The organism is Rathayibacter tanaceti, assembly GCF_001634385.1.
GTDB classification, from domain to species: Bacteria; Actinomycetota; Actinomycetes; order Actinomycetales; family Microbacteriaceae; genus Rathayibacter; species Rathayibacter tanaceti.
Window position 1 is genome coordinate 1 of the sequence record NZ_LIIN01000099.1, and the last position, 11,087, is coordinate 11,087.

Sequence of the window (11,087 nt, forward strand, 5' to 3'; positions counted from 1 at the left end):
GCGAGGCCTCGCAGCTCGAGGTCGCCGCTCACCGCGTCCGCCGCCGCCTCTGCGGGGAGCGCCGCCGCGCGCTCGATCACCGCGAAGGCGCGGTCTGCCGCCTGCACGCCGTCCGCCGCCGCGTGGAACTCGGCTCCGACCTGGCGCACGGGAAGGAACACATCGGGTGCGAGCACGAGCACGAAGAGCCCCACTGCCAGGCCGAGCGAGCCGTCGACGAGCCGCAGCCCGATCGAGACGGCGACCAGCGCGACCGAGAGCGAGCCGGCCAGCTCGAGCACGAACCCGCTGACGAAGGTGATCCGCAGCACCTTCATCGTGTGCACGCGGTAGTCCTCGGTCAGCGCCCGGATCCGCGTCGCCTGCCGTTCCGCCCTGCCGAAGATCTTCAGCGTCGCCAGCCCGCCGACCGTGTCCACGAACCCGGAGGCGAGCGCCTGCAACCGCTCCCACTGCCGATTCTGCACCGCCTGCGTGGCCCAGCCGATCAGCACCATGAACACGGGGATCAGCGGCAGGGTCACCACCAGGAAGAGCGCGCTGAGCGGATCCGCGAGGAACACAACGAGGGTCAGCAGCGGAGTCGCCACCGCGGTCGCGATCAACTGCGGCAGGTAGCGCGCGAAGTAGCCGTCGAGCGCGTCGAGTCCGCCGCCGAGCAGCGCGACCGCGCCTCCCGAGCCGCCCTCCGGCCGCCCTGACGGCCCAAGCTCTGTCATCGCGGCGAGCACCGCACGGCGCAGCTGGGCCTTCGCGCCCACCCCGCCGCGCACGGCGTTCACCTCGGTCGCCCACGCGAGCCCGGCCCGCACCGCCACCACGGCGAGCAGTGCAGCCAGCAGCGGCGCCAGGTCCGAGGCGCTGCGCCCGTCGACGGCTCCCGCGACCAACTGCGCCACGAGCCACGCGAAGGCGACGATCGCCAGGGTGCGAGCGAGCGCGAGGCTCCGCCGAGCAGCAGGAAGACACGGGCCGCGCGGGTGTAGCGGAGCAGGCGCGGATCGAGCGGCTTCACCTCAGTGCGCGTCGGCCGGGATGTGCGCCCGGCTGATGCGCTTGCGAAAGATCCAGTAGGTCCAGGCCTGATAGCCGACGATGAGCGGCACGAACACCAGGGCGGTCCAACTCATGACCGTCAGCGTATAGGGCGTGCTCGAGGCGTTCTCGATCGTCAGCCCGTAGGCGGGCACGTTCGAGGCGGGCATCACCGCCGGGAAGAGTGTGGTGAACAGCGCGAGCACGGCGAACGCGATGGTGGCGGCGAGCAGGGCGAACGCCCGTCCCTCTCGCCCGCGTATGTTCGCCAGCCAGCCGCCGACGAGGGTCACCGCGGCGGCGATCGAGAGGGCCCACGAGGCGGTGCTCCCCTGCTCGAGGTTCGTCCAGCCGAGGAACGCCACGGCCACCGCGATGGCCAGCAGACCGGCCCTGGTCGCCAGTCGGCGTGCCCGCTCGCGGATCTCGCCCTCTGTCTTCAGGGAGACGAACACCACGCCGTGCACGAAGAACAGCAGAAGGGTCGTCGCGCCGCCGAGCAGCGCGTACGGGTTCAGCAGATCGACGACCGTGCCGATGTAGTTGTGGTCGGCATCCATCGGAACGCCCCGCACGATGTTCGCGAACGCCACGCCCCAGAGGAAGGCCGGCACCGCGGACCCGACGACGATCATCGTGTCGAACCGGGTCTTCCACGCCGTCTCCGGCCGCTGGTGCCGGTACTCGAACGAGACGCCGCGCGCGATCAGCGCGAGCAGGATGAGCAGCAGGGGGAGGTAGAAGCCGCTGAACAGCGTTGCGTACCACTCCGGGAACGCCGCGAAGAGGGCGGCGCCGGCGACGATGACCCAGGTCTCGTTGAGGTCCCAGACCGGCCCGATCGTGTTGATCAGCACTCGGCGATCGGTGTCGTCGCGGCCGAGGAACGGCAGCGACATGCCGACCCCGAAGTCGAAGCCGTCGAGGACGAAGTAGCCGATGAAGAAGAAGGCGACGATCCAGAACCAGAGCGTGGCCAGATCGAAGGAGAAGACCGAGTCCATGGCAGCTGCCTCCTAGTAGACCGTGCCGACGAGCTGCGGACGACCGCTCTCCTCGTCGATCTCGGGAGCATCATCGGGGCCGGCCTGCGCGGCGCGCTTGATCAGGCGGAACTCGACCACGGCGAGCGTCCCGTAGATCGCGGTGAAAGCGACCAGCGAGATCAGGACCTCGAGCCCGCTCACTCCGGGCGAGACGCCGTCGGCGGTCTTGAGCAGCCCGAACACGAGCCACGGCTGGCGGCCCATCTCGGTGAAGACCCAGCCGACGATCATCGCCAGCAGCGGGAGCGGAGCCGCCCAGATCGCGATCTTCCACATCCACCGCTTCGGCTCGCGGCCCTTCCTGGTGAACCAGAGGCCGGCCGCGGCCACGCCGATCGCGAGGACTCCGAGCGCCATCATCCAGCGGAACGACCAGTAGGTGACCCAGATGATCGGCGTGTAGTCACCCGGACCGTAGACCTCGGTGTACTGGGCCTGGAGGTCGTTGATGCCCTCGACGGTGCCGGTAAAGGTGTGCGTCGAGAGGAACGAGAGTAGATACGGGATGCGGATCGAGAAGAGCTCGCTCGACCCGTCGGGTGTGCCCCAGGTGAAGACCGAGAAGGAGGCGTCGACCCCCGTCGAAGTCGTGTACAGCGCCTCCGCGGACGCCATCTTCATCGGCTGCGTGTCGACCATCGCGAGGCCGAGCGAATCGCCCGTCACAAGGGTCAGCCCGCCGCTGATCAGCATCATCCAGGCGCCGAACCTCAGTGCGGGTCGCATGGTCTCGAGGTGCTGGTTCCGCGAGAGGTGGTAGGCGGCGACGCTGATGATCACCGCGGCCGAGACCATGAAGCAGGCGAAGATCGTGTGCGGGAAGGCGGCCAGCGCGACTTTGTTCGTCAGCAGTGCCCAGATGTCGGTGAGCTCCGCGCGGCCTTTCGTCTCGTTGATCCGGAACCCGACCGGGTTCTGCATGAAGGCGTTCGCCGCGATGATGAAGTAGGCCGAGAGCGTCGTACCGAGCGTGGTCAGCCAGATGGTCGCGAGGTGCACCTTCTCGGGGAGCTTGTCCCAGCCGAAGATCCACAGGCCGATGAAGGTGGCCTCGAGGAAGAAGGCGAGCAGCCCTTCGAAGGCGAGCGGAGCGCCGAAGACGTCTCCGACGAAGCGCGAGTAGTCGCTCCAGTTCATCCCGAACTGGAACTCCTGGACGATGCCGGTCACCACTCCCATCGCGAAGTTGATCAGGAAGAGCTTGCCGAAGAACTTCGTCAGCTGGAGGTAGTGCACCTTCCCCGTGCGCACCCAGCAGGTCTGGAAGATGGCGACGGTGAGCGCCATGCCGATCGTGAGCGGAACGAAGAGGAAGTGGTAGATCGTCGTCAGACCGAACTGCCATCTCGACAGCAGAAGCGGGTCCAGGAGTTCGTTCACAGCACCGAGAGTAGGTCTCTGAGCCGCGCGCGATGACCGCCGATCGCAGCACTGGGGCGGATGTGCGGGCCTCGGCGACCCGCCGGAGTCCCCCTTGACGGGGTGTGTCCTCCGCCACCGGCGCGACTCTCTTCCGAGCGATCGCTCGACGTCGAGACAGACCCTCTCGACGTCGAGCGACTCGCCCCCGTCGTCGCGGCCGAGCGGCCCTCGCCTCCGTCGTCCCCTTGTCCACCGGCCTCTCGACGCCGAGCGATCCCGGTAGCCCCGCCGCACTGAGGGATCGTCTCACTGGTCCCCAGTCGATTCCCAGCCGCACATCCGTGGAACCTAGCGTGGGAATCCGTTCACGACGGCGCGGATCAGCGCGCGCCGAGGCGGGAGGTGGTGCCGGCGAACCAGCGCGGAGCGCGGAAGCCGTAGGCGAGCACGGGGAGGTCGCGGGTGAGGCGCCAGTAGCCCAGGGCGGCCGCGACGCCGACCGCGCAGACCACGAGCGGCACGGCAGGGGCGATTGCATCGAGCCAGCGCTGACCCTCGAAGAGCAGCAGAGCGCTCGTGGCGAGCGACACGAACAGCACGTGCACCACGTACACCGGCAGCGTGTTGCGGCCGATGAACGTGATCCAGCGGGCGCCGCGCCGATCCGAGAGGAACCGCGCGACGATCAGCCCGGCGAGCACCGCCAGCACACTGACCACGACCAGGCCCACCGTGAGCAGAGGGAAGCGCCCGCGAACAGCGAGTATGCCGCCGGCGAGCACGAGGAAGAGCACGCCGAAGCCGAGTCCGCTGACGATCCCGCGGCGCTCGACGAAGGCGATCACGGCCGACCGCAGGTGCAGGCCGAGGAGGAAGAACATCAGGTAGCGGGCCATGCCGTCCCAGGCGATGTTGCCCGTCCCCTCCGAGGTGGTGGAGCGGACCGCGTACCAGACCACGGCTATCGCGGTCGCGAGACCGATCTGCACCCGCCAATCGACCCGGCCTCTGGCCAGCTTGGCCAGCACGAAGAAGATCGTCAGCGCGTAGAGGAACCAGAGGCCATTGTGCGGCATCACGGGCTGGAGGAGGAGCGCCACCGGGTCGGACTCGTCCGTCCCGCCCGGATTGGGCACGACCAGGAAGAACACGAAGCGCACCACCGACCAGAGCAGGAACGTCCACACCAGCAGGCTCAGGCGCGACCGCCAGAGCTCGGGCCAGGTGCGGCTGAGCACCGATCCGGCGAAGAGGCCGGACGCGAGGAAGAACAGCGGCATCCGGAACGTGATGAGCAGCAGGTTGATGTCGTTCCACGCGTCCGGCGCGAGACCCGCTGTCGTGGTCCACTGCACCGAGTGGGCGAGGGCGACCAGGACGATCGCGATGCCCTTGGCGGTGTCCACCCAGGTGATGCGTGCGCGTGCCATGAAACCTCGTCCGTAGTCGTCCGTCATGAGTCGGCCGGCGACGACAGTGGCGGAGGCGATGGGCCAGTGTTGCACGCCTGTGCATCTCCTGTGAAGTCTCGAGTGAATGTTCGGGCGGCGGATGTACGACCCGCGCGTCCGCAGGGGCTGCCCGCGACCGCCCCGATGCCCGATGATCGACGGATGAGCCCAGAGACGACCACCGGCCGCCCTCGTGAGTCGCGCCGCCGCCCCCTCGTGGTGGGGCTGACCGCCGCTGCGGTGCTCCTCGCGGTCGTGGCGACCGCGCTCGCTCTCGGCTCCCGTGACACAGGACGAGACGCCGGCCCCTCCTCCCCCGCCCCTTCCTCCGTCGACATGGCCGAGCGGATCGCCGGACTCGAGAAGCGCTTCGCGGCCGGGTACCCGCAGGACAGCGTCGTCCTCACCGGCAGCTCGACGATCGGCCGCTGGACCACCTCGAAGGAAGACCTGCGCCCACTCGAGACGTACAACATCGGCATCGGCGGCACGACGGTCGCCGATCACCTCGCCTGGCTCGACCAGATGGTCGCCCCCTTCGACCCCCGCGCGGTGATCGCCTACGTGGGGGCCAATGACATCAGCGGAGAGGCCGACTCCCGCAGTGGCGCCGATACGGCCGAAGCGGTCGTCGAGTACCTCCAGCGGCTGGAGGAGGTCGCTCCGGACGCCGCGCTCTACTACATCGAGATCGCCGAGACCCCCGCCCGCGCCGCAGTCCGCGACGAGGTGCGTGCCGCGAACAGCGCGATCAGAGCGTGGGCCGAGACCGACGACCGCGTGACCTTCGTGCCCACCGCCGGTGCCCTGCTCACGCCCGAGGGCGCCGTCGACGGCTCCCTCTTCGTCGACGACGGCCTGCACTTCGACGACGCGGGCTATGCGCGCTTCTCGGAGGCGGTGCGCGCCGTGGTTCTGCCCGGCCTCGAGTAGCAGCCCGCGATCCGGCCGCCGCGCCACCCACCGGCCTCCCGGGCGCAGCCCTGCCCCCGCCCAGCCGCGCGCCCGTACGATCGAGCCATGCCGAGCATCCCGAGCCGTGCCGTCGGTGGCCGAACGTGCCCAGAGGTCAGCTCGTGAACGACGCGCTGACCGGCATCCTCGACGCCGTCGTCAGCGTCCCGCCCGTGTGGCGGACGCTGCTCGCCGGACTCGCCATCTTCTTCGAGACCACGATCCTGGCCGGGCTGATCGTTCCGGGCGACACCGTCGTGATCGTCAGTGCGACCGGCGTGACCAGCCCGCTGCAGTTCCTCGCCCTCGCGATCACCGTGGTGGTCGGCGCTCTCTGCGGCGAGTCCGTCGGCTTCGCACTCGGCCGCCTGTTCGGACCCCGGATCCGCGCATCGCGCCTCGGCCGCCGCCTCGGCGAGAAGAACTGGCTGCGGGCCGAGCGCTACCTCGCCCGGCGCGGCGGGATCGCCGTGTTCCTCTCGCGCTTCCTACCCGTGCTGCACTCACTGATCCCGCTGACCGTGGGGATGAGCGGCATGCGCTATCGGACCTTCATGGCCTGGACGATCCCGGCCTGCGTGCTCTGGTCGTGCGCCTACGTCGGAGTGGGCGCGGCCGCCGCGGGCAGCTATCGCGAGCTCTCCGACAGCCTGCACGGCGCCGGCTACGTGTTCGTCGCCGTGATCGTCGTGTTCGCCCTGCTCGTGCTGCTGGGCAAGAAGCTCCTCAGCAGAGCGGAGGCGCGTCACCTCGACGAGTGACGCGCCTCCACCCGGGAGCGGCGACGCTCAGCCGACGAGACCGGCCGAGCTGAGCCACTCGCCGGCGATGGCCGACGCGGACTTCTGCTCGTTGACGCTCTCGGAGTTGAGCGAGACCAGGTCCTCCGCCGTGAGCTTCGCGCTGACCGCGTTCAGCACCTCGGCAGCGTCGTCGGTGATCTTGCTCGACACGATCGGCACGACGTTGTCCGCGACGAACAGGCCGTCCGGGTCCTGGAGCGCGACCAGGTCGTTCTTCTGGATGTTCGGGTCGGCGGTGTAGATGTTCGCCAGCTGGATCTGATTGCTGGTGAGCGCGTCGACGGTGGTCGATCCGCCGCTGTCCTCAATCGCCTGGAAGGTCGTCGCGATGCCGTACTTCGACTGCAAAGCCTCGGGTCCGTAGGGGCGGGTCTGCAGCTCGGAGTTGCCACCCAGGACGATCGGATCGGTGACGTTCTTCAGCGACGCGATGTCGGTGAGCTTCCACTGATCGGCGAAGGCCTGGGTGACGGTGTACGAGTTCTGGTCGCTCGCGTCGGCCGCGTCGAGGGCGCGCAGGCCGTCGGGCAGGGCCTCACCCAGCGCGGTGTACACGTCGTCGGCGGTGGTGGCCGTCGCATCGGGCTGGAGCGCCTGGAGGAGGCTGCCGTCGTACTCCGGGAAGACGTCGATGGATCCGCTCTCGATCTCGGGCAGGTAGATCTCGCGCTGGCCGATGCGCAGCTGACGATCGACGGTGAAGCCGTCGTTCTCGAGTGCCTGGGCATAGATCTCGGCGAGGATCTCGTTCGAGTAGTAGTCCTGCGAGCCGACCACGATGGTCTCGGAGCCCGCAGTCGCACCCGATCCCTCATCGAGCGGATCGCTCGAGGAACACCCTGCCAGTGCCACCACGGCACCGACCGCGAGTGCGCTGAGCGCGACACGGCCCTTCGTGAAATGTGCTGTGAACATTGCTATTTCCCTTCTTCGATGGGGATTCCCATCACCGCGCGTCGTCGGGGCGACGAGGCGCGGGAACCTGTACGGCCGGCGGTGCCGGCCAGTCCGAGCACGACTCCGCGGGGCACGGCGAGCCGCTGGAGCACGGCGAACAGCACCTCGCTGAGCAGCGTCAGCACGATCACGAGGATCGAGCCCGCGAGCATCTGCGGGTAGTCGCCCGACTTCACTCCGCGGAAGATGTACTGGCCGAGCCCGCCCGCCCCGATGTAGTCGGCGAGGGTGGCCGTCGCGATGATCTGCAGCGTCGCCGAGCGGAGCCCGCCGATCAGGAGCGGCAGCCCGAGCGGGATCTCGACCCGCGCGAGGATCTGCCACTCCGTCATGCCCAGTGCGCGGGCGGCATCGACCGTGCGCCGGTCGACAGCCTCCAGACCGGAGTAGGCGCCGGCGAGCACCGACGGGATCGCGAGCACGACCAGGGCGATCACCGGAGCACCCAGCCCGAGGCCCAGGCTCATCGCGGCGAGCACGAGCACGCCGAGCGTGGGCAGCGCGCGCAGGCCGCCGGCCAGCGGGACGGCGAGGCCCTTGCCCCGCCCGGTGTGCCCGATGAGGTAGCCGATCGGGATAGCGATCGCCGCCGCGATCACCAGCACCAGGAGGCTGATGCCTACATGCTGAGCCACGCGGGTCGGGATCGCGTAGACCCCGGTCCAGTGCGCCGGATCGGCGATCCAGGCGAGCGCGTCGGCGAGGAGGTTCACGTCGTCACCGCCGTCTCGACAACGACCGGTCGCCGCGCACGGCGCACCCGGTCGACCGCGGTCCAGGGCATCAGGAGGCGCCCCAGCACGACCAGCAGCGCGTCCAGCACCAGCGCCAGCGCGATCGTGAGCACGATGCCGGTGACGATCTCACCGGTGATCCCGCGCTGGAACCCGTCGGTGAACAGCAGTCCGAGGCTCTGGATGCCCAGCACGGCGCCCACGGTGACGAGGCTGACGGTGCTGACCGTCACCACGCGCAAGCCCGAGAGCAGCACCGGTCCCGCCAGCGGGAACTCCACCCGCCAGAAGCGCGCCCACGCGGAGTAGCCCATCGCGGTCGCCGACTGACGCACGTCCTCCGAGACGGCTCCGAGTGCGTCCGAGGTCGTCCGCACCATCAGGGCCACCCCGTAGAGCGTGAGCCCGGTGATCACGTTGGCGGTCGAACGCAGCGGGATCCCCAGCAGCACCGGCAGCAGGATGAACATCGCGAGCGACGGGATGGCGTACAGCACCCCCATGCCGGTCAGGAGGGCGCCACGGCTCCAGCGGTAGCGGTTCGCGAACCAGCCGAACGGGAGGGAGACGAGGAAGCTGAGGACGATCGGCGGCACCGACAGGGCCAGGTGCGCCAGCAGGTTCGCGACGATCGCGTCCGTGTTGTTGACGACCCAGTTCACTCGGCGGGACCGTCCTGCGCTCGCAGCACCCCCGTCGGACGTCCATCGCCGTCGACGACGACGCGCACGCCGTCGTGCTCCTCGATCCGCAGCGAGCGCTTGCCGCGATCGGCGCCGACGAAGCCGGCGACGAACTCGCTCGCCGGTCGGGCGAGGATCTCGGCGGGCGTGCCCTTCTGCGCGATCCGGCCGCCCTTCTCGAGGATGACGACCTGATCGCCGAGCAGGAACGCCTCATCGATGTCGTGGGTCACGAAGACGACGGTCTTGTCGAGCTCGTCCTGGAGGCGGAGCGTCTCGCGCTGGAGGTCGGCGCGCACGAGCGGGTCCACGGCCCCGAACGGCTCGTCCATCAGCAGGATGTTGGGGTCGACGGCCAGGCCGCGCGCGACTCCGACGCGCTGCTGCTGGCCGCCCGAGAGCTGGCTCGGATATCGAGTGGCGAGCGAACGGTCGAGACCGACCGTGTCCATCAGCTCGAGGGCGCGGGCCCGGGCCGTCTTCTTGGCCACGCCGGTGAGGCGCGGCACGGTGGCGATATTGTCGACGACCCGCCGGTGCGGCAGGAGACCCGAGTTCTGCATCACGTAGCCGATCCGCCGGCGCAGGGCGACCGCGGGGAGCGACGAGATGTCCTCGCCGTCGATCTCGATCGTGCCCGACGTCGGCTCGATCATGCGGTTGATCATCCGCAGGATCGTCGTCTTGCCGCAACCCGACGACCCGACGAACACCGTGGTCTGCCGAGACGGGAGGACGAGCGAGAAGTCGTCGACGGCACGCGTGCCGTCCGGGTACTGCTTGCTGACTCCGCGGAATTCGATCACGACCGTGCTGCCCTCGCTCCTGCGCGCGCCCCGCTCCGGAGCCCGCTCCCGCCTCAGCGTCCGCGCCCTCCGGTGCGACTGCGTCGCTCCTGCGCCGGGCCGTGCCCGTCGGCACCGCCTCGACCCGTCGGGCGCCGATCGGAACCCGGTGGCCAGCAAAACACCAATTGGAGCCGCCTGCCAACCTGGACGGCGGAGTGTTGCGGGACGCCGCGGAAAGAGCTAAGCCGAGCGGACGCTAGCCCTCGTCGACGTCGCCGTAGTAGGCGGTCATGTAGTTGCGGAGCAGCGCGCGACTCTCGTCGATGAACCGCTGGTCGCCGTTCGGATCGATCAGGAAGGCGCGGGTGAGCAGCGCATCGGCGACCTCTATGGTCACCTCGAGCCGGAACGAGAGCTGGGCGCCGCCCGGCAGACCGTATTCGGAGGCGAGGATCTCGGCGAAGCGGCGGGCGAAGAAGCCGGCCTCGAAAGCCTCGCCCGCGACCTCGGGAGCGTGGATCGTGTCCACGAAGCGGATCGAGCGGAAGCCGGGCTCATGACGGTGCATCTCGCAGAAGGCGTCGATCGCGCAGTCGACCGCCCCCCACCAGTTGTTCGGCTGGGTGTCGCGGATCCCGGTGATGACCCTCCGCCGGAAGCGCTCGAGGGCCCGCTCGCGCAGGGCCTGGAGGACGGCGATGCGGTCGGGGAAGTAGCGGTAGACGGTGCCGATGGCGGCTCCCGCCCGCTCGGCCACCATCGCGGTGGTGAGGCGGTCGAAGCCGACCTCATCGACGACGGCGGCCGCCGCATCGAGGAGGGAAGCGAGCCTGGCGGCGCTGCGCACCTGTACGGGTTCGTTGCGAACCTGGGGCGATTCGCCGAAAGGGCGGTCGACGAGATTTCCAAGAGGCACGGCGGGCTCCTTCGATCGGGGTTCCTACAATCGTACGCACGCTGATCGACTATCGGCGTCATTTCATCGAAAGTCCCTCGTTTTCATCGCTCGGAATCGGCGGAGACCGAGCACAGCACCTCAGGAGTACCCATGTGCGGACGGTTCGTCCTCTCGCAGTCCGCCGCCGACCTGGTGGCCCTCTTCGACATCGACGAGCCGGGCGCCGACCTGCCGGAGCCCTCCTGGAACATCGCGCCGACCCAGCGGATCGCCGTGGTCGCCGAATCGATGAAGGGCGTGGAGGAGGGCAGCCCGCCGCGCCGCAGGCTGGCCGGCGCCCGCTGGGGGCTCGTGCCCCGCTCCGCCGCCGACCCTC

12 protein-coding genes are annotated in these 11,087 nt (G+C 69.4%); 3 read left to right on the forward strand and 9 right to left on the reverse strand.

All coding sequences use genetic code 11. The features are described from left to right. The 4 genes from ACH61_RS11505 to ACH61_RS11520 form a co-directional block, all read right to left on the reverse strand. Window positions 1-899, reverse strand: an 899-nt coding sequence (locus ACH61_RS11505) for an ABC transporter transmembrane domain-containing protein (RefSeq protein WP_269085075.1), incomplete at its 3' end; no start/stop codon positions are given. A gap of 117 nt (window positions 900-1,016) precedes the next feature. Then, a complete protein-coding gene (gene cydB, locus ACH61_RS11510) occupies window positions 1,017-2,039 on the reverse strand; it encodes a cytochrome d ubiquinol oxidase subunit II (protein ID WP_068212205.1) in 1,023 nt (340 codons plus the stop codon). Between the two features lie 12 nt (window positions 2,040-2,051). Continuing rightward, window positions 2,052-3,461 (reverse strand): cytochrome ubiquinol oxidase subunit I, encoded by a 1,410-nt coding sequence (locus ACH61_RS11515; protein WP_068212206.1) that lies wholly within the window; start codon window positions 3,459-3,461, stop codon window positions 2,052-2,054. A 362-nt stretch (window positions 3,462-3,823) separates the two neighbouring features. Next, complete coding sequence (locus ACH61_RS11520) at window positions 3,824-4,948, reverse strand: acyltransferase family protein (RefSeq protein WP_068212208.1); 1,125 nt, start codon at window positions 4,946-4,948, stop codon at window positions 3,824-3,826. A 108-nt stretch (window positions 4,949-5,056) separates the two neighbouring features. Between ACH61_RS11520 and ACH61_RS11525 the strand changes: the two genes are divergently transcribed. Then, a complete protein-coding gene (locus ACH61_RS11525; protein WP_068212210.1) occupies window positions 5,057-5,827 on the forward strand; it encodes a GDSL-type esterase/lipase family protein in 771 nt (256 codons plus the stop codon). A gap of 143 nt (window positions 5,828-5,970) precedes the next feature. Next, on the forward strand, window positions 5,971-6,609 hold the full coding sequence (locus tag ACH61_RS11530) for a DedA family protein (RefSeq protein ID WP_068212212.1): 639 nt from the start codon (window positions 5,971-5,973) through the stop codon (window positions 6,607-6,609). A 27-nt stretch (window positions 6,610-6,636) separates the two neighbouring features. On the opposite strand, the gene ACH61_RS11535 is transcribed toward ACH61_RS11530, so the two are convergent. The 5 genes from ACH61_RS11535 to ACH61_RS11555 all read right to left on the reverse strand — a co-directional run bounded on the left by ACH61_RS11535 (window position 6,637) and on the right by ACH61_RS11555 (window position 10,660). After that, on the reverse strand, window positions 6,637-7,566 hold the full coding sequence (locus tag ACH61_RS11535) for a glycine betaine ABC transporter substrate-binding protein (protein ID WP_068212214.1): 930 nt from the start codon (window positions 7,564-7,566) through the stop codon (window positions 6,637-6,639). Window positions 7,567-7,568: 2 nt separating this feature from the next. Further along, the gene (locus tag ACH61_RS11540; RefSeq protein WP_068212215.1) at window positions 7,569-8,321 is read right to left on the reverse strand and encodes an ABC transporter permease; all 753 of its coding nucleotides are present in this window, start codon (window positions 8,319-8,321) and stop codon (window positions 7,569-7,571) included. Beyond that, window positions 8,318-9,004: an ABC transporter permease gene (locus ACH61_RS11545; protein WP_068212216.1), complete on the reverse strand. Its 687-nt coding sequence runs from the start codon at window positions 9,002-9,004 to the stop codon at window positions 8,318-8,320. The genes ACH61_RS11540 and ACH61_RS11545 overlap by 4 nt, the downstream gene beginning before the upstream one ends. Next, window positions 9,001-9,831, reverse strand: coding sequence for an ABC transporter ATP-binding protein (locus ACH61_RS11550; protein WP_068212217.1), 831 nt, complete (start codon window positions 9,829-9,831; stop codon window positions 9,001-9,003). The genes ACH61_RS11545 and ACH61_RS11550 overlap by 4 nt, the downstream gene beginning before the upstream one ends. Before the next feature lie 238 nt (window positions 9,832-10,069). Continuing rightward, the gene (locus ACH61_RS11555) at window positions 10,070-10,660 is read right to left on the reverse strand and encodes a TetR/AcrR family transcriptional regulator (protein WP_236713653.1); all 591 of its coding nucleotides are present in this window, start codon (window positions 10,658-10,660) and stop codon (window positions 10,070-10,072) included. A 201-nt stretch (window positions 10,661-10,861) separates the two neighbouring features. Between ACH61_RS11555 and ACH61_RS11560 the strand changes: the two genes are divergently transcribed. Further along, window positions 10,862-11,087, forward strand: a 226-nt coding sequence (locus ACH61_RS11560) for an SOS response-associated peptidase family protein (RefSeq protein ID WP_161489659.1), incomplete at its 3' end; no start/stop codon positions are given.

Coding starts and splice junctions, on each gene's coding strand:
- cydB (WP_068212205.1), bottom strand. CDS start 2,039: ATGGACTCGGTCTTCTCCTTCGATCTGGCCACGCTCTGGTTCTGGATC.
- ACH61_RS11525 (WP_068212210.1), top strand. CDS start 5,057: ATGAGCCCAGAGACGACCACCGGCCGCCCTCGTGAGTCGCGCCGCCGC.
- ACH61_RS11535 (WP_068212214.1), bottom strand. CDS start 7,566: ATGTTCACAGCACATTTCACGAAGGGCCGTGTCGCGCTCAGCGCACTC.